General features: G+C 59.0%; 15 protein-coding genes. 6 read left to right on the top strand and 9 right to left on the bottom strand.

The genetic code is table 11. The features are described from left to right. Positions 1-52: 52 nt before the first annotated feature. The gene (locus ACR0AC_RS13165) at positions 53-2,101 is read right to left on the bottom strand and encodes a dockerin type I domain-containing protein (RefSeq protein WP_480873953.1); all 2,049 of its coding nucleotides are present in this window, start codon (positions 2,099-2,101) and stop codon (positions 53-55) included. Between the two features lie 225 nt (positions 2,102-2,326). Between ACR0AC_RS13165 and ACR0AC_RS13170 the strand changes: the two genes are divergently transcribed. The 5 genes from ACR0AC_RS13170 (at position 2,327) to ACR0AC_RS13190 (ending at position 11,820) form a co-directional block, all read left to right on the top strand. Then, on the top strand, positions 2,327-6,157 hold the full coding sequence (locus ACR0AC_RS13170) for a beta strand repeat-containing protein (protein ID WP_480873955.1): 3,831 nt from the start codon (positions 2,327-2,329) through the stop codon (positions 6,155-6,157). Between the two features lie 64 nt (positions 6,158-6,221). Then, a complete protein-coding gene (locus ACR0AC_RS13175; protein ID WP_480873958.1) occupies positions 6,222-7,052 on the top strand; it encodes a SapC family protein in 831 nt (276 codons plus the stop codon). Then, positions 7,045-8,379, top strand: coding sequence for a TolC family protein (locus ACR0AC_RS13180; protein ID WP_480873961.1), 1,335 nt, complete (start codon positions 7,045-7,047; stop codon positions 8,377-8,379). Before ACR0AC_RS13175 ends, ACR0AC_RS13180 begins: the two co-directional genes overlap by 8 nt. After that, positions 8,376-10,526: a type I secretion system permease/ATPase gene (locus tag ACR0AC_RS13185; protein WP_480873964.1), complete on the top strand. Its 2,151-nt coding sequence runs from the start codon at positions 8,376-8,378 to the stop codon at positions 10,524-10,526. The genes ACR0AC_RS13180 and ACR0AC_RS13185 overlap by 4 nt, the downstream gene beginning before the upstream one ends. Further along, positions 10,510-11,820, top strand: coding sequence for an HlyD family type I secretion periplasmic adaptor subunit (locus ACR0AC_RS13190; protein WP_170453740.1), 1,311 nt, complete (start codon positions 10,510-10,512; stop codon positions 11,818-11,820). Before ACR0AC_RS13185 ends, ACR0AC_RS13190 begins: the two co-directional genes overlap by 17 nt. Before the next feature lie 58 nt (positions 11,821-11,878). On the opposite strand, the gene ACR0AC_RS13195 is transcribed toward ACR0AC_RS13190, so the two are convergent. The 8 genes from ACR0AC_RS13195 to ACR0AC_RS13230 all read right to left on the bottom strand — a co-directional run bounded on the left by ACR0AC_RS13195 (position 11,879) and on the right by ACR0AC_RS13230 (position 22,065). Then, positions 11,879-12,580, bottom strand: a complete 702-nt coding sequence (locus ACR0AC_RS13195) for a response regulator transcription factor (RefSeq protein ID WP_170453739.1) — start codon at positions 12,578-12,580, stop codon at positions 11,879-11,881. Continuing rightward, on the bottom strand, positions 12,580-14,475 hold the full coding sequence (locus ACR0AC_RS13200) for a hybrid sensor histidine kinase/response regulator (protein ID WP_480873967.1): 1,896 nt from the start codon (positions 14,473-14,475) through the stop codon (positions 12,580-12,582). Before ACR0AC_RS13200 ends, ACR0AC_RS13195 begins: the two co-directional genes overlap by 1 nt. 60 nt (positions 14,476-14,535) lie before the next feature. After that, positions 14,536-16,152 carry a bifunctional aspartate transaminase/aspartate 4-decarboxylase gene (locus tag ACR0AC_RS13205; protein WP_480873970.1) on the bottom strand — a complete coding sequence of 539 codons (1,617 nt, stop codon included), beginning with the start codon at positions 16,150-16,152 and terminating at the stop codon, positions 14,536-14,538. Between the two features lie 18 nt (positions 16,153-16,170). Next, positions 16,171-17,856 carry an aspartate-alanine antiporter gene (gene aspT, locus ACR0AC_RS13210; protein WP_170453736.1) on the bottom strand — a complete coding sequence of 562 codons (1,686 nt, stop codon included), beginning with the start codon at positions 17,854-17,856 and terminating at the stop codon, positions 16,171-16,173. A 192-nt stretch (positions 17,857-18,048) separates the two neighbouring features. Further along, positions 18,049-19,581 carry an alkaline phosphatase family protein gene (locus tag ACR0AC_RS13215; protein WP_480873974.1) on the bottom strand — a complete coding sequence of 511 codons (1,533 nt, stop codon included), beginning with the start codon at positions 19,579-19,581 and terminating at the stop codon, positions 18,049-18,051. A gap of 72 nt (positions 19,582-19,653) precedes the next feature. Further along, positions 19,654-21,489: a carbamoyltransferase family protein gene (locus ACR0AC_RS13220; RefSeq protein WP_480873977.1), complete on the bottom strand. Its 1,836-nt coding sequence runs from the start codon at positions 21,487-21,489 to the stop codon at positions 19,654-19,656. Positions 21,490-21,493: 4 nt separating this feature from the next. Further along, on the bottom strand, positions 21,494-21,643 hold the full coding sequence (locus ACR0AC_RS13225; protein ID WP_170453733.1) for a DUF5989 family protein: 150 nt from the start codon (positions 21,641-21,643) through the stop codon (positions 21,494-21,496). A gap of 17 nt (positions 21,644-21,660) precedes the next feature. Continuing rightward, positions 21,661-22,065 (bottom strand): SxtJ family membrane protein, encoded by a 405-nt coding sequence (locus ACR0AC_RS13230; protein ID WP_480873980.1) that lies wholly within the window; start codon positions 22,063-22,065, stop codon positions 21,661-21,663. Positions 22,066-22,272: 207 nt separating this feature from the next. On the opposite strand from ACR0AC_RS13230, the gene ACR0AC_RS13235 reads away from it, so the two are divergent. Then, positions 22,273-23,397, top strand: a complete 1,125-nt coding sequence (locus ACR0AC_RS13235; protein WP_480584543.1) for an ABC transporter permease — start codon at positions 22,273-22,275, stop codon at positions 23,395-23,397. The last annotated feature ends 1 nt before the right edge of the window (position 23,398 follow it).

A 23,398-nucleotide genomic window follows, 5' to 3' on the forward strand; every position in this document is an offset into this window, starting at 1 on the left:
ATTTTGTCAGATCCAAGCAAATGAAATTAACATAATCATAGTTATAAGTCTTTTAGACCACCTCAAGATTACCCAACAGAATTGACGTCATGTCCGCCTCGATCACCCCATCAATGGCGACCACATCCACACCTGTTTCATAGTCGACATTGGACGCGGTAATGCCGGAAAGATCCGCGTCGGCATCCAGGAAGACCCATTTCGCGTCATGTGCTGACGGTTGCCCAACAGCCACTTGCAGAATCGCCAGCGCGTCCAGCGCGTTGATCGCACCGTCCTGTGTAATATCAGCAGCGATCAGGTTTTCCGGCGCGGCGGGCCCGAATGTCGGTTCAAGCCCGACCGCAATCCGCAACACCTGAAGCGCATCCAGCGCTGTGATTTCGGCGCTGGCGGTCGAATACCCTTTGGTGATGTCCAACTCGCCAGTGTAGGTCCCTGTAGGCAGGCCCAAGTCGAACCTGCCATCCTCATCCGCTGTGGTGCTGATCGTGCTGTTGCCGTCGGGAGTGAAATGAATTTCGGCATCTCCCAGCCCCGGATTGGCCCCCTCGGAATCAATCGAAACGCTGCCCTGAATGCCATCAGAACTCGGCGGATCGGTCACTCCAAGATCGCTGAAATCAACGGGGATATGGTCCGGCCCGCCAAAACCGGCACCAAAGATTTCATTGCTCGTCAAAGGACCGCCCGAGGCTGATGTGAGTTGAACAACCTCGTCGCGATAGGTGATCTCGGCCCCGTCGGCGGTTGAGGTGACGGTCAGCTGCGCGGGGGATCGCAGCAACAGATAATCAAACAGGTCCAACCGATCCACGCCTGCCTGAAAGTCGGTGATCGTTGTCGGGCCGCTGCCCGATTGCATGACAAAGATGTCGGCCCCTGCCCCGCCCGTCATGGTGGTCGCCCCTGCCCCGGCGATCAGAATGTCATCGCCCGCACCGCCCGACAGGTCAGTGTTCAGTACGCCACCGCTCAGCATATCATCCAGCGCAGTGCCGGTTACGGTACCAAAGCCTTCGCTCACCACACCCAGATCAGCGACGGACACCGTAAAAAGGTTCACACCCGCGTCGATCTGGCTGGTTGCAAGAATCTGCAACTCGTCCCCGACATGCGCAACGCTCAGGCTTTCGACATTCTGCAGCCCGCTGTCCAAAGTGTCTGCATAGCTGTCCAGATGCACCAACTGCCCGTTCGGGGTCATGGTGAACAATGTGATGCCATCATCGCCGCCACCGGCGACCACAAAAACCCGCCCGTCCACCTCGATCACCGACAGATCCTGTACCGAGGCGAACCGGGTATCCAGCGAATCCAGCACATGGTCGGTCGGGATCAGACTGCCATCGCTGTGCAGCTTCATGACGCTTAGCGAGTTGCTGCCCGACCCGGCAACAATCACCCAGGATTCGCCAAAGGCTTCGACAACCTCGACCGCCGTTGGTGTCGCGATGCCCAACGTTCCCGTGGTCGCGCTGTTGTCGACCGCGCTCAGCGTACCGGTCCCTGCGACCGTGTATGTTGTGATGCTGTTGCTGGCGGCGTCGGTGGCGATCACGATCTGCTCTGCCCCAACCTGAATCGCCAGCATCGAATCGGCAGACCCTGTGGTGAGACCGGCAAGGCTCAGCGTGCCGTCGCCATTGATGACATAGGTCGCGATCTGGCCGGTATCTTCATGCGCCATCGCCAAAAGGTCGGTCGCGCCAACGGATAATTGCACCAAAGCGGACAGATCCCCTCCGCCGCTCAGGGTACCTGTTTCCTGCAGATCACCGATGGTGCCATCCGGGTTCAAATCATAGCCCACAAGCCCCGTGGCGGTATCTATATCCAACGCCAATTGGTCGGTTCCAGCCAAGGAAACAGGCGTTCCCGAGCGCCCCACCTGAAACGTGATTGTGCCGCTGTAATACTCGGTGTCGACCAGCTGAGGGATGGACCCATCCACCAGGTGCCAAACCGCGATCCCCCCTGCCGGGCCCGTCACGGTGTAGAGATACGTGTCCCTGTTAAACGTTTTTAAAGCCGTATCGCCGATACCTGAATCGAGCGCCGTGCTCCCCGTTGCGACCAAAGTTTCGAATTGCAGCATCATTGCCATCACCCCACCGCCACCCCTGGCGTTGCGAACAGGATCAACTGATGCCCGGACCGAAACCAAAGCAGGAATGTGGTGAAAACGAGGAGTTCGGCTTCAGTTTAGTTCAATTTTTTCGGGTTCGATCGCCGCAGAAACCAAAGGGAAAGACAGATGAGCAAAAGCCTAAACGGGGCGCACTGTCCCCCTTCCGAAACCGCGGAAAACACATGTGAGGGTAAGATGACCAAAGCACCTGAGTCCAAATCTCATCCGGGCGCAGATCGCAAACAGCACATTCGTCAGTGGATCGACGGCAAGATGAAACGCTGGGCCGGGCGCGGTCTGGCGGGCGGTCTGGGTTCCACGCTGATGGCGCTGCCCGCCCTGTCTCAGGCCACGATTGAAGAGCTGTACGCCTTTCAGTTTGCCGAAACCATCCCCGGTGTTCAGTCGGCCAAGCTTTTGAAAAACGGCGATGTCCTGCTGAAAATGGCGGATGGCCGCAGCCTGATTGTTGCGGCTGAAAACGTTCAGATTCTGGACAGCGGCGCCATCATGATTGCCGAGGCAACGGTTGCCGAAATCGCTCAGTTCAGCATTGCCGAAGCTGGCGGTGCTGCCGCAGGCGGCATCAGTGGCGCAGGGGCGGCCTTGGGTGGTCTTGGCCTTGCCGGAGCCGCCGCAGCAGCGGGCGGCGGAGGCGGCGGCGGTGGCGACGACACCGAACCTGCGCCAACCGCCCCAACTCCTGCGCCGCCGCCTGCACCCAGCTACCCAAGTCTGAATCTTGCCGATTTGCAGGGTACGGCGCTCAATAGCGCCAGCACCGAAGTCACCGCGCCCGATGGGACCAGCACGGTCGAGGTGACAATCGGATCACTGGTGACAACAGCGACACCCAACGCCGATGGCAGTTGGAGCATTTCCCTGACCCCATCTGAGGTCAGCGGCCTGCCGCAGGGGGTCTCAGAGATCACAATCCGCAACCTGGATGGCACGGGTGAGGAATTGTCGACTGAGACCGTTACATTCGACATCGATACCGTGCCGCCCACCGTGTCGGTGGCCGGCTTCTCGGACGGCGCTGTCCTGAACAGCGCCGAGCAGGCAACGGACTTGACCATCACTGGTACAACCGATGCAGAAAACGGACAAACCGTCACGGTTTCCCTGAATGGGCAAACCTACACCGGCACGGTCTCTGGCGGCACGTGGAGCGTCACCGTTCCTGCGGTGGACCTCGCGTCGCTTCCAGACGGTGCGACGATTTCGGTCACAGCAGATGTCTCGGATCAGGCCGGGAACCCCGCGCCTCAGGCCAGCAGCAGCTTTGATACTGATTTCAGCGCGCCAACCTTGACACTGGATCCGGTCGCCGGGGGATCGATTGATCTGGTCGACACAACTGGTGATCTAACCCTGACGGGCGCCACCACAGCCGAAGATGGCCAGACCGTTACCGTCACGCTGGACGGACAGACCTACACCGGCACAGCGACCGGCGGCGGCTGGAGCGTGACGGTCCCTAACGCTGACCTGTCCAGCCTGACCACAGGCGTTCCCGCCGACATCAGCGTGACGGTTGACGATACAGCGGGCAACCCTTCTGTCCCCGTCACGGTATCGGTACCGGTCGATCTGACAGGTCCATCAATCAATATCTCACCTCTTGCCGTTGGGTCCGTTCTGAACGCAGTTGAGGTCGGGTCGGATCTGACGATTTCCGGCACAACCGGGAATGTCGGCGACGGTCAGGCGGTTACGGTCACCTTGGACGGGCAAACCTATACCGGCACAGTCTCTGGCGACACCTGGAGCGTCACTGTCCCAACCGCAGATCTGACGGCACTGGCGGACGGGGGCGACTTCACCATCACGGCTGATGTTTCGGACGCAGACGGACTGGCCGCCCCGCAAGCGGATGTAAACCTGTCGAAGGATGTCACCGCGCCGACGCTGAGCATCGACAGTTTCTCGGACGGGGTAGTCATGAGCGCTGCGGAACAAGCCACAGACCTGACCATCTTAGGGTCCACATCAGCTGAGGATGGGCAAGTCGTTTCGGTCACTCTGAATGATGTGACATATACCGGAACCGCCTCTGGCGGAGGGTGGAGCGTCACAGTTCCCGCAGCCGATCTGGCAATCCTGTCGGACGCTGCGACAATTTCCGTCATAGCTGACGTGTCCGATGTTGCGGGCAATCCGGCGGTTCAGGCCAGCAGCGGTTTCGACACGGATTTTACTGCGCCCACGATTGCGATATCCACCCTCTCTGACGGGGCCGTTATGAACGCCGCCGAACAGGGAACCGATCTGAGCGTATCGGGAACATCAGATGCGGCGAATGGAACCGTTATAACCGTAGAGATCGCCCGCCCCGACGGCACCGTGGACGTAAGCGGCACCGCAACCGTGTCCGGGGGGAGCTGGACCTTCACTGCCCCTGCCTCCGATCTGAGTGGGCTGCAAGACGCTGTGACCTATGACGTCACTGCGTCGGTCGAAGACGCGGCTGGAAACGGCAACCAAGCAACCACAACCTTTGCCACCGATTTCTCGGCACCGTCCATCACGATGGATGCTCTGCCGGTCGGCGCAACGCTGGACGTGATCGAGCGCGACAGTGACCTTACCATCTCGGGCACCACAACGGCTGAGAACGGCCAGACCGTTTCGGTCACGCTGGGCACCGAGACATACACTGCAACCGTGACCGGAGGTACCTGGACCGCAACCGTCCCAGCCTCGGATCTGGCTGCTCTGTCGGATACAGGGGCTTTCCCAATTGCGGCAACTGTGTCGGACGATGCCGGGAATGCCTCAGCCCCGGCCACAACCTCCATCACCACGGATTTCCGACCGCTTTTGAACCTGAATTCACTTGGCACCAACGGCTCTATTTCGCTGGCCGACGCGCAAACATCCGGCCTTGTTGTCAGCGGCACGTCTGTTGGGCTTAGCGCGGGTCAATCGGTAGACGTCTTGCTCGGAAGCAGCTCTGTCGGAACGGCAACAGTCGCTGCCGACGGGACCTGGTCTCTGACGGTTCCGGCCGCTGAGTTTTCGGGCACCGAGGCCGGTGATGACCTGAGTTTCACCGCTCAGGCAACAGTCTCCGGCGGGCCTGATCCTGTGCCGGCAACCGGCGAGACAACGGCGCATGTTCCCGCGGCGTATGTCATCTCGGAAATCGGGCAGTCCGGATCAGTAGTGACCTTTGCGATTTACGCCGACAGTGATCGCGATATCTCAAGTGGTCTGGCGATGACTGCGGATCTTGAGTTTGACTCGTCCGTTGTCACATACGACACCGGATCGGATTCCGAGAATGGTGAGTTCGATCTGTTCCTGGCCAGCCCGGGAACCGGCGACGTCATTCGATTTGGCGGTGCGGCAACCACGTTCACGGACCTGTCGCAACCGCTGGTCACCTTCACGATGACGGTGCAAGACCCGACCCAACTCATTGAACTGACGATCACCACCCCGGATGGAGGGCCGACGTTTTTTCAACTGGGAACAGACGGCGCTGATACCCTGACCGCCGCAGGCATCGACACAATCGTGCGCGGTGGCTACGGCGATGACATGATCGACCTCAGCGATGCGGGTCGCGATGTCGTCGTGTTCGAGGCTGATCCGGCAGAAAATGGCGTTGATACGATCACCGGGTTCTCGCTTGGCTCAGAGGCCGATGTCTCGGACGCTTTGATGTTCAATGGTCTGGATGTGCTGACGTTGCGCGGCAACGGCACAAATTTCGAAACCCTTGCGACAGGCGATGCTTTGGGCGCGGATACCGGGTTTGTCGGCCTGACAACAGTTCTGACAGATCTCACTGCTGGGTCCATCGAAGCCGCAGTCGAAAGCTTTTCGGGCGCGCTGGCGGGGGATGAGCTCTATGTGCTGGCAACCGACGGTACCGACAGCGCTTTGGTCAAAGTGGACTATTCGGCACCGGATACAGCCTCGGTCGAAACCGTTGCGATCTTTGACGGGCTGGACGATCTGAGCGGGCTGACTGCTGACAACATCCTGCACACAGACCCCACAGGGGCGACCGCATAGGTCGTCCCCGCAGGGCACAAATCTCGGCAAAAGGCTGGAAACCAAACAGAACGAGGGGGCAGTTATGGTGCAGAACGGCTTAACTCCGGTCACGCGTCTCAACCACGGGCATCGGTATTGGCGGCGATTCACATCCTTTGAATTTGCCCGGCATCTTCCTGAATGCCCGGTGGTTGAGCCGGAAATCCTTCAGGCTGCGGCCGCTTTTCCAATCGCGTTTCGCGTCGTCTCGGGTGAAGTCGAAGCCGTTGCCTTGCTGTCTGTGCACGCCGAGGGGTCAACGCCATTTGTGTCGGACGAAGGAACCTGGTTGGCGCAATATTTGCCGTCAGCACTCCGCTGCCCGCCGTTTCAAGTAGACCTGACAGACGCACAGTCCGAATCCCAACCGGCGGGTTGCCTGATGGTCGACGAAACCCTTGGGCTTGTCACTGACGACCCGCACGACGAGTGTTTTTTTGACGCGGACGGCAAGCTGACACCCGAGTTGGCAAAGGTGCAGCGTTTTCTTTGCCAACGCGCCGCCGCTCAGCAGAACACACTGACTTTGTGCCGGGTCATTCAGGGTATGCATCTGTTTAGCCCCCTGGATCAGCTTACCAGTGTCGAGTGCCCGGATGGTTTGCTGGGCGTCAGCTTGCAGGCCGTGCACTCTTTGCCCCAAAGCCACAAATCGCTTCTGACCAATAGTGGTGCCTTGCGGCTGATCCATGCTCATCAGGTGTCGCTGTCTCACGTTGCCTGGCTGACGCAAGCACAGCGTCAGATGGCGCATCGCGCGAGTGGACGCGCCTCATCCGAGATATCCGGATTTTTGGACGCTGTCGTCGGTGCGCAAGCCAAAGAACACGCTTTTGGCCTTAATCAACCGGAAGGTGTCCAAGCATATGTTTAATATTATTGTTCAAATCGCTGGCTGCATTCTCATCGCACTCCACGTGTCCGGCTGCACGCAGCCCCCCGATTTGTCGGGCGTTGAACTTTCGTTCTCCGGTGGCACCGCTGGTGCCGGGGCGACCAAACCCTCTGCCCCGCTGACGCAAAGCGCATTCGGCCAGCGGATTCGAAACGCCGTCGAAACAAGCCCGACGCTGGCGCAAAGCGAAACACGCATGGAAGTTGCAGCCGCCAATCAGGATGCGGCAAGGGGAGCGTTTCTGCCTCAGGTCTCATTGGGTGTGAACGCGCGGTCCGAGCGGATCGACTCGGACATTGCGGATGTATCGCCTTATCTGCGCGTATCGCAACTTGTGTATGACGGTGGCGCAGCAAGGGGTGATCTGACCGCCGCCAAGGCTCGGGTTTATGAAAGCCATGGCGATCAGTTGCAGACGGCGGCAGCCACCGCGCTTGCCGCCATCGAAGCCTATGTGGTGGTGCTGGACCGGCGCGAAATTCGCGACGTCAATTCGCAGAATGTCACCGCGCACGAAGATCTTGTCCGCCAGATTTCTGAACGGGCGGTCAGTGGTGCCGGGTCTAACGCGGATGTGTTGACGGCCCGTTCGCGCATGGCAGATGCCCGCACCCGCCTTGCCGATGCGATCGCCCAAGTTGGCCGGGCCGAAGCCCGGTTCCGCGAGGTGTTTGGAACTCCGGCCGGGCCGTTGCCGCAGCCCATTCGGGCACCCGATCTGAACCGGACCGATGCGCAGATCGTGATGAACAGCCCGCAGGTCCGCCGGGCAGACGCAAGCCTGTTGGCTGCCAAGGCAGAATGGACTGCCGCGCAGGCACGTCGGCAGCCTGACATTCGGGTCGCTGCTTTTGCCAATCAGGACACGGATCGCGACGCAAATTTCGGTGTGGATCTGTCCTTCAACTATGAGCTCGACAGCACCGGTCAAAGGCGGGCCGCCATCACAGCCGCGCAAGCTCGGGTCAAAGACGCAGAATTCGCGCGCGAAGCGCTGATCCGGGAAATCACGCGCGAGCTTGGGTTCATCCGCTCGGACCAGAAAGCTGGGGCCGAACGATTGCGCGCGGCCAGAATCGCGGTCGAGGCAAATGCCGAAAGCGTTCAGGCAACGCGGGCGCAATTCACCATAGGCCGTCGCAGCCTGATCGAAATCCTGGATGCGCAAAGGGATTACGTGAACGCTCAGGAACGTCTGATCCTGGCCGAACAGAGCTTTTTCCTGACCAACTATGCCGCGCTTAGCCTGACAGGCGACATACTCGACCTGCTGGGGCTGTCCTTCAACACTTGGGGCACACCATGATGGATCACAGCGACAGGCCATCGACCCAAGAGCAGGTATCGGCAATTGAAGCCTGCATGCTGAACATCGCCGAAACGTTAGAGCGGCCCATCACTCTGGCCGCACTTCATTCGGCGCAATCCGGACAGAATGGCGATTTGAGCGTGCGAGACATTCTCAGCGTTGCCCAACGGGCCGGGCTGCAAGCGGGATACGGTGCCCAGAACCTCAAAGCCTTTGACGACACCCTTGTCCCCGCGATGCTGTTACTGGATGGGGGCAAGGCCGTCACCTACCAAGGGCGCGCGCCCGGTGGGGCCTTGCTTATCTTCGATCCCGAAATCGGTACAGGCCTGTGCGAAGTGGCCGAACAGGCTCTTGCAAAAGCCTATACCGGATACGCGATCCTGTTCCGGCGCGATCACAAGGCGGAGTTGAGCACAAACACCCCCGGCCGTGCCGGCCACTGGTTCTGGTCCGCTCTGGCGGCCAACCGGTGGTCTTATATTCAGGTCGCCCTTGCCGCAGCGCTGGCCAATCTGCTGGGCCTTTCGACTTCTATATTTATCATGGTGGTCTATGACCGCGTTCTTCCCAACGAAGCAACCGAGTCCCTGATCGCATTAACCATCGGCGTGGGCTTGGCCTTGCTGTTTGACTTCATTCTCAAGCTGCTGCGGGCGGGTTTCATTGATCGGGCAGGCCAGAATGCCGACCTGTTCATGGGGCGGCGCGTTTTTGATCACCTTCTCAACATCCAGATGAGGTCGCGCACCGGTTCGACCGGTGCAATGACCAGCACGGTGCGCGAGTTTGAAACGTTGCGCGAGTTTTTCACCTCGGCCACGTTGGTCGCTGTGGTCGACCTGCCGTTCATCGGCCTGTTCGTCTTTGTCATTTATCTGGTGGGTGGCGATCTAGCGCTGATCCCCGCGCTTGCCGTCCCTGTTGTGTTGCTGACCGGGCTGGCCGTGCAACCGATCCTGTCTCGCATGGCCGAAAAGAGCCTTAAGGATGGACAATCAAAGCAATCCGTATTGGTCGAAGCCGTAACGGGTTTGGAAACCATCAAAACCACGGCCGCCGGACGGCAGATGCGCAATCGATGGGAACAGGCGATTGAACGGCAATCGGCGCATGGTGCAAAAAGCCGGGCGGTGACTCAACTCGCTTTGAACCTGACAGGGTTCACGCAGCAGGCAGCTCAGGTTCTGATCGTGTTTTATGGTGTTTTCCTGATCACAGAAGGTCAGGCCAGCATGGGCGCCTTGGTTGCATCCGTCATGCTGACGGGCCGCGCGCTGGCTCCTTTGGGTCAACTGGCCCAGACGCTGACTCGGGTGAATCAAGCGCGCAGCGCCTATCGCCACCTGAACGCATTGATGCAGGCCGAAAGCGAGCGGCCCGAAGGCCGTAGTTGGATATCCCGAACCGGCGTCAAGGGTGCCATTTCCTTCAGCAATGTTCACTTTGCCTATCCCGATCAGAGTGAAGACATCCTGAACGGCGTATCTTTCACCGTGAACCAAGGTGAAAAGGTCGCCATTCTGGGGCAAATCGGCTCGGGCAAAAGCACAATCGCGCGGCTGATTTTGGGGCTCTACACGCCCCGAGTGGGCTCGGTCATGCTGGATGGTCTGGACATCCGCCAGATTGATCCCGGCGACCTGCGCCGCAATGTCGGTTCGGTTTTGCAGGATGTGTGGCTGTTCTCAGGCTCCATTCGGGACAACATTGTCAGCGGAGCGATCCGGCCCAGCGACGCGGACCTGATCGAGGCCGGGCGTGTTGCCGGGGTAGAGGATTTCGTCGCGCGCCACCCCGGAGGATATGATCAACAACTGGCAGAACGGGGCGAGGGTTTGTCGGGCGGGCAAAAACAGGCCATAGCTCTGGCGCGCGCGTTGATCGGCAAACCGCCCGTATTGCTGCTGGACGAACCAACCAGCGCGATGGATGTAAAGACCGAGGCGCAGGTGATCCAGCGTCTGAAAGAGGCAACCAAGGACACGACTATGATCATTGTCACCCATCGGACCAGTTTGCTGGAACTGGTCGACAGGGTGATTGTGATTGAGGGTGGCAAGATCGGCGCGGACGGACCCAAAAGCCTGCTGGCGCAGCACGCGCGTCGGGTGGGGAGGCATCTGAATGTCGCAGCATCCTGACCTGGCCCAACTCGCGCGTGAAATGCGCGGGCGCTCGCCGTTGCGCGGATCTTTGTTGCTGATCGTGATCCTGGCCTGCCTGCTTGCGGCGGGGACATGGGCCTATCTGACAGAGCTCGACGACGTCACGCGGGTGGACGGGCGCATTGTGCCTTCAGGCGACCTGCAAATGATCGAAGCAACCGAGCCCGGAGTGCTGCAGGCGCTTCACGTGCGCGAAGGTGAGGTTGTCGAAACAGGCACGTTGCTTATGGAACTCGACACCACGCAGATCGAAAGCCAGCTGAGTCAGGAACAGCAGCGTGCCTATGGTCTCATGGCGCGCGTGCAACGTTTGCAGGCTGAAATCGAAGGAACAGATCTTCGTTTTGACGCAAAGCTGATCACTGGTGCACCAAATGTCGTGAAGTCGGAAACCGCCTTGTATCAGGGTCGCCAAGCCGAACTAAGCGCGGAAGTCGCGATCCTCGAACGTCAAAGACAACAGAAACATCAGGAATACGAAGAAGGGCTGGTCGATCAGGTAACCGCCGACGCAACGCTGAAAGTGTTGGCCGAAGAGCGGGCAATCATGGCCCCTTTGGTCGAACAACGGATGGAGCCTGCCACCACCCTGCTGACCTTGCGCCGCAGCGAGGCGGAATGGCAGGGTCGCAAGGTTCGGGCCGAGGCGGCGACAAGCCGGTTGAAAACAGGGCTGGACGAAATCGACGACCGTATCAAAGCCACGCGCAGCCGGTTTCGAACCGCGGCCCTGACCGATCTGGCGCTGGCCACAGCCGAGCTTGCGGCGCTGGAGCCTGCCCTTCCCGCCCTGCGCGACCGGGCATCGCGGGCGCAGGTACGCTCACCCGTTCGGGGGATCGTAAACCGTATCCATCGCACCACGATTGGCGGTCTGGCCAGAAGCGGCGAGGATCTGATCGAGATTGTTCCGCTGGATGACTCGTTACTGGTCGAAGCCTATGTTCGACCCGAGGACATTGCCTTTCTGCACGCAGGCCAGCCGGTAAAAGTGAAGATCACGGCCTATGATTTTGCGCGTTATGGCGGCCTGGATGGGGAAATTCTTCGCATAGGCGCAGATACAATCACCCGGTCCGAGCGCAACGACGAAGAGGTATTTGTTGTTGAGATCAGAACCAGCAGCACCATGCTGGACGCGCAGGGTATTGCGGTCGAGATCATCCCCGGCATGATCGCCGAAGTGGACATCCTGTCCGGCAAGAAATCTGTTCTGGACTACATTCTGCAGCCCGTTGTGAAGATCAAAGATCAGGCGCTGCGAGAGTAACCCGGGTTTCGTTAAGAACGATGGTCGATTGCGCCATTCCCCTTCGGGGAAATGGAAGTTATTTCCAGGTTACGTCACCCACAAAAATATATCCCGCGCCGTAGATAGTTTTGATCAATCGCGGGTTCTTGGGGTCCTCTCCCAGCTTGGTCCGCAGCCGAGAGATACGAACATCCATCGCGCGGTCAAAACTGTCACCGGCCCCACCGCCCAGTGACTCCTGCATCTGGGCGCGGCTGATCAAACGTTTGGGGCTTTCCAGAAACAGGCGCAGAACCTCGCCCTCGGCATGGCTGAACGGTGTCTCGACGCCTGAGCCATCCTCAAGAACATAACGATCGAAATACGCCGTCCATCCGTTGAACGTCGCGACGTCGGAATTCGGCGCCTGCCCGCGCGGAGACCGCAGCCGGGCGCGGATGCGCGCCACAACTTCGGTCGGGTCGAATGGCTTGGTGATGTAGTCATCTGCCCCAAGTTCCAGCCCCGTGACCCGGTCCTGTACCTGAGCCCGGCCCGAAATGATGATCACCGCCGCCCCTTGTTCAAGCGCCAGCCTGTGGACCAGTGCCAACCCGTCCGTATCCGGCAGAGACAAGTCCACCAGACAGACATCCGGTGTGACGCGTTTCAACGCAGCCTCGAACTCGCGCGCGCGGGAAAAACTTTGGGTGCGGAATCCGGCCTCTTCCAGCGCATCTGTCAGGATGCGACGGATTTCGGGCTCATCATCCAGAATGGTCACCAACGGCTGGGTCATCAAGCGGCCTCGGTTCGGATCAGCGCGGACAATTGCGCCTGCGAGAAGGGTTTACTCAGCACGGGCGCTTTGGCAAGGGCCTGCCGATGCAGCGGGTCGGAATAAGGCAAAGAAGTCATGAGGATACAGGGCAATTCCGTTGGAAGCTGCGCCAGCATGTCCAAACCCGTAGCGGGCCCTTCAAGCCGAATGTCGGACAGCACCATGACAATCCCTTCCACATTTGCAGTCAACGCAAGCGCCTCATCGGCCGAGGTCGCCTCGATCACCGAATGGCCAAGATCGATCAGCATATCCCGGAACTGTCCGCGCAGGTCATCGCTGTCTTCGACCAAAAGCACCAGACCATCCTGTTCAGGGGGGGCAGGCCGGTAGGGCAGCCGCAGCACGACCGATGCGCCAGAGGGCGTATTGCGCAGGTTCAGATCTCCGCCTGCCAGCTTAACCGTGTCGTAAACCATCGGCAGACCAAGGCCCGAGCCATCGCTGCCTTTGGTGGTGAAGAACGGGTTCAGCGCTTTGTCCAGCGCTTCTGACGAAAAGCCGGGACCTGTGTCTGACACCGTGATCTCGACCCAGATATTGCCGACCGTGTGGGCGCTGATCGTGACCTGACCAGACGTGCCGCAAGCATCCCGCGCGTTCAGCACAAGGTTCAGCAACGCGTCCTGCAACATACCCGGATCCAGCATAAGGGCCTGATCCGGCAAGGTATTGACAACCGACAGGCCAACACCGCGCGGCAAAGACGGGGTGGCGACAATCCGCAAATCCTCGAGCAGACGGCGCATATCGGTGGCTTTGGGCTGCGGCGTGCGATTGCCCGTCATATCGGCGATCCGGTTCAGCAACTGACCACCCCGCCGCGCCGTTTTCTGGGTTGCGGCGACCAGAGCGCGGGCGTCCTCGGGCAGGTCCATCTTGGTTAGCTGGGACTGCATCCCAAGGATGATCGTCAGCAGGTTGGAAAAGTCATGCGCCAGCCCGTTGGTCATCTGCGCGGCCATCTCGCGGCGGCGGGTTTGTTGCAGGGCAACGCGGGCTTGCGTTTCTTCGGTTATATCCACCGACATGACGTAAACACCCCCTGCCCCGTCCGGCGTGAACGAGACTCGGATACGGCGGGAATCCTGATCTTCGGTGAATTCAAAAACAGACGTATTGCCGTCATAGGCCCTTTGCAAATGGCTTTCGACGCGGCCAAAGGCGCTGGTCCCCAACGCCTGCGAGATATGCAGGCCCAGAATATCCGACGGACGACCGGGCATGACCGAACTCAGACGCCGGTTCGAATAATCGTACCGCCCTTCGGTGTTCAGATGGGCGATATGGGCGGGCATCATTTCGGTCGTCATCCGCGTGCGGGCTTCAATCTCGGTCAGCTCGCGCTTGGCCTCTTCCAGCGCTGTGATCGTCGCCGCCAACTGGCGGTTGGTGGCCGACAGTTCCTCGGCATGGGTCAGCAATTGGCCGGACAATTCCTCGGATCGGGCGCGCAGCAGGTTTTCAGCGCGTTTTGCTCCGGTAATGTCCGTGTAAACGGCAACCCAACCACCTTGCGGCAATGGCGCACCTTCAATCGAGATCACCTGACCATTTGGACGCACGCGCTCCATATAGTGCGGTTCGAAGGCCAGAGCCTGATTGACCCGCACCTTGACCATTTCCTCGACGCTGTCCTCGTCGCCGTATTCCCCTCGACTGGCCAAACAATAGATGGTGTCGCGGAACAATGCGCCCGGTTGCACCAGTTCGTCGGGAAGGTCGAACATCTCTTGAAACCGGCGGTTGCTGAGAACCAGCCGCAACTGGCTGTCATAGATCGACAGGGCCTGACCAATCAGGTTCAGCCCGGCGGTTGTCATCGCCTTAATGCGTTGTTCCGAAATGTCCAAAATCACCCTCCCCCGCAGGTTATCCGTAGCACCAGACAGCCCGCAGGTGTAGGGGGCTGATTACCCGTGCAGGGGTTTGTTGTTGGCGGCCCTGTAGGCTTCGACATATCCACGCGCGACGGCCCGGACGGCGCGGCCAATCTGCGAATAGGCCTCGTCCGGAAGGTTGGCAAAGGACACGCGCGCCGACCAGCCCGGGGCGTCGAACCCACTGCCGTTCAGCAGGACGATGCCGTGATCCTCGGCCAGTTTGAACGCGATATCCAGCGGGTGGACGTTCTGCTTGATCCAGTCCACGACCTCTTCGCCGACATATTTCCGCAGCCAGAATTCGAAGTCGATGATCCCGTAATAGGCGTCATAGTTCTCGCCTGCATCGACATCGATGCCCAAAGCCTCGGTCAGCATTTTGAAGCGACGATGGACCAGTTCCATGCAGGCGGCCTGATAGTCTTTCTTGGTATCCACCAGCTCGACCAGCGAAAACACGGTCATCATCACCTGCTGCGGCAGGGACAGCCCCGCCGTGTGGTTCAAGGCCACATCCCGGCTGTCGGCAACCAGACGGTCGATGAACCGAATGTCGCGCGGCGTCAGGCTGAGCGTGCCATAGCGTTTGTCCAAACTCTCTTTGATCTCATCGGGGTGTTCGGCCAGTTTCAAGTCAAAGATATTGTCCTGCGCAACCGCGATCACGCCCAGACGCCAGCCGGTGCAGCCAAAATATTTCGAGTAGGAATACACTCCAATCGTATTGCGCGGCACGAATCCCATGACCGAGGTGAAATCGTGCACGAAGGTGCCATAAACATCGTCGGTCAGCATGATCAGATCGGGTCGGTCATTTTCGACCAGATCCGCCAGTTTTTGCAATGAGGCCTTGTTCAATGCAACCGATGACGGATTGCCCGGATTGACCAGAAAGAAGGCTTTGACCTTCGGGTCCTTCAGCTTTTCCACCGCCGCATCGGTCAGTTGAAAACCGTCCTCTTCATCGGTTTCGACATGCACGGATTCGAGGCTGTAATCCTCAAGCTCGGGCATCTCCAGATATGGCGTGAAGATCGGTGTGCACAGGGCGATGGTGTCGCCGGGGTTGAGCAACCGGTTTGCCTTGAGCGTTTTGAAAATGTAGCACATGGCCGCCGTGCCGCCTTCGACCGCAAACAGATCGAATTTCGCATCCGGCTGATGGCCCGAGCACATGGCCCACATCAGGTATTCATGCGCGATGATCGCGTTGTGTTTCAGGATGCGATCCGGCACCGGGTAATTGTCGCCGATGATGGAATCCGTCAGCTCATGCACAAACGCATCCGCGTCAAAGTCGAAGGCGAAGATCGCGTGTTTGACCACCTCAAGCAGAGTATCCACACCCGGCAAATCGGCATGGGTCTCGGCCCATTTCAACAGACGCTCATGGCATCCGTTCTGCGCGGGCATCCCGCCCAGACCCGCCGGGTGGTTCATGACGCGTTTGGCTTCGGTCACAGCGAACTGACCCAGTGCAAAAAACGCCTCGCGCGGGCGGGTCGCGATCCAGTTGGGGTTGCCACGGCCTGCGTTCAGAAAGGCCGAGTTCGACTTGTGCGCCTCGTCCGAGGCGAGTTTGATCAGCTCATCCTTGATCTGAAAGGGGCTGAGCGCTTCGTAGTCATGCAGTTTCAGTCTGTCCATGAATCCAACCTTTCCAAATCAGCTGAGGATCAAAACGACGACCATACCAAAGATGGTCAGCAGCGTGTTTCCGATGGCATAGGGCATCCCGTATCCCAGCGCGGGAATTCGGCTTTGGGCCGCTTCCTGTATCATCCCCAGCGCCGCCGTGGTGGTACGCGCCCCGGCGCACGCCCCGAACAGGATGGCCGGGTGAAACTTGAATACGTAGTGCCCGACATAGACCGAGAAGATCATCGGCAAGGACGTCGCTACGATCCCCCACAGCAGCAAGGCAATACCCGCCTGTTGCAGCCCGGCGATAAAGCCCGGCCCGGCGGTGATTCCGATCACGGCAATAAAGACATTCAGGCCTAAAGTGTTCATCAGCCACAATGACGGGCCGGGAATGCGCCCAAATGTGGGATGCACCGTACGCAACCAACCCAGCAAGAGACCTGACAGCAATGCGCCGCCCGTGGTCGACAGGCTGATCGGAAACCCGCCCATCGTGATGGCCAGCGTCCCGACCAACCCACCGAGGAAAATGCCCCAGCCGACAAAGGCCAGATCAGTTGTATCTACGGGCCGGTCGGCATATCCGATTTCAGCAATCACAGCCTCGACATGACGTTTGCTGCCCAGCACCGTCAGAATGTCACCGCGATGCAGCACGGTGCCCGGCAAAAGAGGCAGTTCAACCATGTTGCGCATCAGCTTCGAGACATAGACGCCGCGCGCCATGGACAGCTTGCCCAACTCCTCCAGCGTTTTTCCGTGCACCTCTTTGTTGGTGATCAGAACATCCAGCTTTTCGGACGGGATGCTCAGCAGTTCCGGCGCGTCGGCCTCTTTCAGCTTGGCTTCGAGCAATCCCACAAGGTCAGCCCGCCGGCCCGAGAACATGACCGTGTCTCCGGCCTGCAGGATCGTATCATCTTCGACCTCGACGATCTGGTCGCCACGTTTGATCCGCTCGGCATAGATGCGGACGCCGGGCATAAGGTCTTTGACGGGTTGGCCTAGCAAATCGCTGCCCTCGGGGATCACGAAGGCGCGGGATTCGATGGCGCGATAGCCCGAAACGATCCCCTCGCCCGTGTCCACAGCCGCACCACCGCCCAGCTTGGCCTCGTATTCCTTGCAGGCGGCGACCAGATCAACGCCGATCAGACGCGGCCCGATCTTGGCCAGAATGATGGCCGAGCCAATGGTGCCGTAGATATAGGTGACCGCATAGGCAATCGGGATCTGGTTGGCATAGGTTTGCGCCTGCTCGGACGACAGACCCAACTGGTTGATCTGATCCGTTGCCACCCCAATCGCAGCCGAGATCGTCTGCGATCCGGCATAAAGCCCGGCGGCAAAACCCAGTTCCAGCCCTGCGATCTTGGCCGCCACAACCGGGACGATCAGGCACAGGGCCAGTACGCTGAGCGCAAACAGAACCTCGCGCGCGCCATCGGCCTTGAGCCCTCGTATGAACTGCGGTCCAACGCCGTATCCGACGGCAAAGATAAACATGATGAAGAAAGTGGATTTGACGGCCGAGTCGACCTCGATATGCACCTGCCCGATTACGACCGCAGCCAGCAGAGTTGCGGTCACGGTGCCCAGACTGAACCCGAACAGCTTCCATGGACCAACCAGAAACCCGATGCCGATGGACAGAAACACCGCCAGTTCGGGATAGCTGCGCAACACATTCACAAACCAGTCGATCATCGCCCATCTCCTGTAACCACGTCACCCCAGAGGCCGGGATACCGTTCATATGAGAAGCCGCAGGCCTTCACACAGGACAATCAACCAATCAAACCGTCACACTGCCTGGCGGAAAAGAAATCAAATGCATCAAGTCAAGGCGACGATATCGTAAGATATGAATTTGTCTAGGATTTTTCCGAAACCCGAGGCTTAGTACCTGTTTCGGGACTTTGCGCCCTCATGCGTGATGGAATGCAGCGACAGGGTATGATCCATGTTCCGCATCCGATGCCGCAGCATCTGTCGGCACAACCGGGCAAGATCATCTGCATAAGCCGGGTCACCGGCGACGTTCTCGAACTCACCCTTGCCGTGATGGTCGAACAGGATCGGCGGCAGATCGGCGGCAAACTCGATTAGCGTGAACCGATCATCGCGCAGGATGCCAAGACATGAATCGCTGTTACCAGTCCCCAACCGCTGTTGCCAAAGGGTCGGGTTTTCCGGCTCGGAAAAATCAAGCTCGCTGAAGGAATAGCTTCGCCAATCGTCGGGCACATTGCCCTGCAATAAGGGGATCAGGGACCGACCGTCCATCTCGTTCGGGGCTGATTGTCCGACCCATTGCAGAATGGTCGGCGTGATGTCGATGGATTCAGTGGGAACCGTCACCTCAGCCCCCGCCCGCGCCTGATTTCCGGGCATCCGGATCATCAGCGGCGTGTGATAGGCCGCGTCATAGACCGTCATCTTGCCCCAGCTGTGCCGGTCGCCCAGCATCTCGCCATGATCCGCCGTCAGTACGATCAGCGTATCGTCATACTGTCCGCTGTCCTTCAGGTACTGGACCACGCGACCAATATGGTGATCCACCTCGCTCGCCAGTCCGAAATAGATCGACCGCAGGGTGCGAATGTTCTTATCCGTGGGCTCGACTGTATCAAAGCCGTGCACGAACTCTTTTTCGGTGTAGACCTCCAGCTTGGGGCCAAAGAACGGGTGCAGGGATTTTTCGGCCTCGGGCGTGGCCAGCCGGTCCGGCAAAGGCACACTATCCGGGTCGTACATGGTGTTATACGGCGCCGGGGCCACCAGCGGGGGGTGTGGGCGGATATAGGTCAGGTGGGCAAACCAGTTCTGATCGTGATGCGACGCGATACCTTCAAGAAACGCGTCGGTCAGAAAGGCCGTGTCACTATCCTCGGCCCGATACATCGCCGGGTCGTTTAGTTTGGGCGGCCCACCCGACGGCGAAACCGGCTTGTAGACGTCCATATAGCTGTCGAACGCATAGCCCTTTTTCATCAGATGCGCGCGCCAGGGATAGGATTCCTCCAACCGCATCTCGACAACTTCAAGGAAGCCTTCCATCGACTGTTCATAAGTCCGCAGGATCGGATCATTCGGGTCGTAGGCACGCGGGTCTGCCGGGGTGTCGGTATAGCCGAACAGCATCGGCAGATAGCCCGCCTTGCGCATTTCGGTCGCGATATTGGGAATATCGTGGCGCAGCGGCGTACCGTTACGGACCGAGCGGTGGTTCATCGCATATTGCCCGGTCAACAGCGATGCGCGTGACGGGCCACAGGGGTTGGTCACCGAATAGTGCCGTTTGAACGTCACCGCCTCGGCCATGAAGGATCGCAGATTTGGCAGGTTTACGTGATCCGCCAACGCTCCGAACAGGCAATCTGCCCGAAGCTGGTCGATGATGATGAACAGAACTTTCCCAGCCTGACCCATGTCGCGCACCTCGATTCCGCACCCGAATTTCTGATGCGGACTGTGTCGCGGAACGACTGGCCTCGCAAGAACTTAGTCGAGCTCGTACTTGGTCTCGTAATTTTCCCTCAGCGCCGGGTCCTGATCTTCCTTGCGCAACAGGCAGTTGCCGATCGACAGAACCTCGATATCCGTACCCATGAAGCAACGGAACGCATCGGTCGGGGTGCAGACAATCGGCTCGCCCCGCACGTTGAACGAGGTGTTTACGACCAAAGAGCATCCGGTCAGGTCTTTGAACTTGGAAATCAGCGCGTGAAAGGCCGGGTTGGTATCCTGATGCACGGTCTGGATGCGGGCCGAGTAATCCACATGGGTCACCGCCGGGATCTCGGATCGTTTGACGTTCAGCTTGTCGATGCCAAACAGATCGTTTTCCTCATCCGTCATCTGGCGGCGGATTTTTTCCTGAACATCGGCCACGATCAGCATATAGGGGCTGTCACCGTCCAGCTCGAACCAATCCGCGACGTCCTCGCGCAGGACAGACGGCGCGAAGGGGCGGAAGCTTTCGCGGTATTTGACCTTCAGGTTCAGGGTTTTCTGCATCGACTCGGATCGTGGATCCCCCAGGATCGAGCGTGCGCCCAAGGCGCGTGGCCCGAACTCCATCCGCCCCTGAAACCATCCGACCGCTTTCCCGTCCGCCAGCGCCTGCGCAGTCTGGTCGACCAGTTCACCGTTTTCGTAGGTGGTGAATTTGGCCCCGGCACGGGTCAGTTCTTCGGCAATCTCATCATCTTCGAAACGTGGGCCCAGATAGGCCCCCTGCATCTGATCGCCCGAGGTGACCTGTCGTGGGTTCCCCAATTCCTGATGCCACGCAGCACAGGCGGCCCCTAGTGCCCCGCCTGCGTCCCCGGCGGCAGGCTGAACCCAGACGTTGTCAAACGCGCCGTCCCGCAAAATCTTGCCGTTTGCCACGCAGTTCAGAGCCACACCGCCCGCCATGCACAGATTTCGGATGCCGTGTTCGCGCGCCAGATCGCGGGTGATACGCAGCATGATCTCTTCGGTCACGGCCTGCACGGATGCCGCGATATCCATATGGAACTGCGTCAATTGATCGGTTTCGGGCTTGCGCACCGGCTGGCCAAACAAATCCTCAAGCGCCTTGCTGGTCATGGTCAAACCAGCCGTGTAATTGAAATACATCTGGTTGAGCCGGAACGAGCCGTCCTCTTTCAAATCAACCAGATGTTCGAGGATCAGATCCTTGTATTTCGGCACTCCGTACGGGGCCAGACCCATGACCTTGTATTCGCCTGAATTGACCTTGAACCCGGTGTAATAGGTAAACGCGGAATAAAGCAGACCCAGCGAATGCGGGAAATGCAGTTCCTTGACCATCGTCAGCTCATTGCCACGCCCGATACCAACCGTGGTCGTGGCCCACTCACCCACACCATCCACCGTCAGCACAATCGCCTCTTCAAAGGGTGAGGGGTAAAACGCGCTGGCGGCGTGGCTGACATGATGTTCCGAGAACAGGATCTTATCGACGGTAAAATCGGGATCGATTTTGCGAAGCTGCTTGTTCAGCAAATCCTTCAGAAAAAGCTTTTCGCGCAACCAGACCGGCATGGCCATTCGGAACGAATTGAACCCGCGCGGCGCGACTGCGATGTAAGTTTCGATCAAACGTTCGAATTTCAGAAACGGTTTGTCGTAGAACACAACATTGTCCACGTCCGCCAATGTGATGCCTGATTCGGCCAGCACGTATTGGATCGCCTTTTCCGGAAATCCGGGGTCGTGTTTTTTGCGGGTAAACCGCTCTTCCTGTGCGGCGGCCACGATCTGGCCGTCGCGCAACAATGCTGCGGCGCTGTCGTGATACAGCGCGGAAATGCCCAAAATGTACGTCATAAGATCAGAACAGCGTGTAGACGAACGGCGCAATGGCCGAACCTTGGCTAAGGACGATCAGCCCTCCGAATACACCCAACATGACAAAGATGGGCAGCAGCCAAAACTTCTTTCTGACCCTCAAAAACGACCAGAGCTCGGAAACGAATGTCACGTCTGGTACTCCCTTCTTTAAAACTGTTGTTTCATGCTGCCAGGCTGGTCCTTACGGACGACCCAATAGCTATCTGCACTGCTGTCTAGCCTTTCGGACAAAAGGTCTTTGCCCAACAAACGCGCCACAAGGCCAAACGGCACAAAGGTGGTGATGAAGACCAGAAACATCACGACAGGCGCGACAATGGCCCCCAACAGCATACCAAACTTGAACCAAAGCCGGTTCGGTTTGGCCAAAACCTGCGGGGCAAGAAAGGTCAGCGCAAGGATGATCCCTGCAATAGCAAGCAGTATCCAACGCGGAGACCCGCCGCCAAATACAGGCCACAGGGCAATGATCAGAAAAACCGCTGTTAAGACAAATCCGAACCCGCGCTCGGACCCGATTTCGACATCAACATTCGCGTGATGGTCAGACATGACACACAACCAAACAACTAAAACTCAACCACATGTAATAAGGTAGCATTACCTTCGGTTGAAACAAGTGAATTGGGTCACAATGCGACCGGGAATCTGCCCTCTGACGCCAAGCAGTGTCACACCCAGGCCATTCTGATCCCCCAAATCCCCGCGAAAGCGCACAAAGCCGTTGCAGCCCGTGGGCGTTTTCCGTCACATGTCCTCATGACGCCGCCCAAGATCACCTCTGAGCGCGAAAGCACCGGCACACATGTGCGCATTTCGGGCGCGCTGTTGACGCAGTCCTTGGAAACGGTCGAACGCGACTTCGCCGCGGTTCAGCCAGTTGGCGGCGACGTGACCGTGGACCTGTCGGAAATCGAGGCGTTGGATACCGGCGGGGCGTGGTTGGTGGCGGACCTGTCGCGGCGGTTCACGGCCAATGGTGCGCAGCTTCAGTTTCTGGGGTTGAAACCGGCACATGCCGCTTTGATCGATACCGTATCGCACAACATCCCCGACAAGCCGGGGCGGCTGGCCAAACCAAGGACCTTCGCCGATTGGGTCGAGAGCGTTGGCCGCAGCACCTTCGGGGCCTGGAAGGATACGCTGTCGATCCTCGGGTTTCTGGGTCTGACCCTTCACCGACTGGCCCGCACAATTGCGATGCCATGGCGGCTGCGGCGGGCGGCCCTGTTCACGCATATGGAGGAAACCGGGTTCAAGGCCCTGCCCATCGTGGCGCTGATGGGGTTTCTGATCGGCGTTGTTCTGGCCTTTCAGGGGGCCACGCAACTGAAACAATTCGGGGCCGAGATTTTTGTGGTCGAACTGATCTCGATCTCGGTTCTGCGCGAGTTGGGGATTTTGCTGACCGCGATCATCGTCGCGGGCCGGTCAGGCTCGGCCTTTACCGCCTCAATTGGGTCGATGAAGGTGCAGGAAGAGATTGACGCCATGCGCACGCTGGGTCTGGACCCGATCGAGGTTCTGGTGGTCCCACGTGTTCTGGCCCTGCTGATCATGTTGCCAATTCTCGGCTTTGTCGCCGACATGGCCGGGCTGTTCGGCGGCGCGTTGATGAGTTGGATCGATCTGGGCATCAGCCCCGGCATGTTCATCACGCGCCTGAACGAAAGCACCGATGTCTGGCAACTGGCCGTTGGCCTGATCAAGGCCCCGTTCTTTGCGCTGGTCATCGGGGTCATCGCCTGCTGGCAGGCCATGCAGGTCAAAGGGTCGGCGCAAAGTGTCGGGCAACGCACAACCGCCTCGGTGGTGCAGTCGATTTTCATGGTGATCGCCATCGACGCGCTGTTTTCGATCTTTTTCTCAGAGCTGGGGATCTGAC

The sequence above is a fragment of the Ruegeria sp. H7 genome, assembly GCF_056532945.1.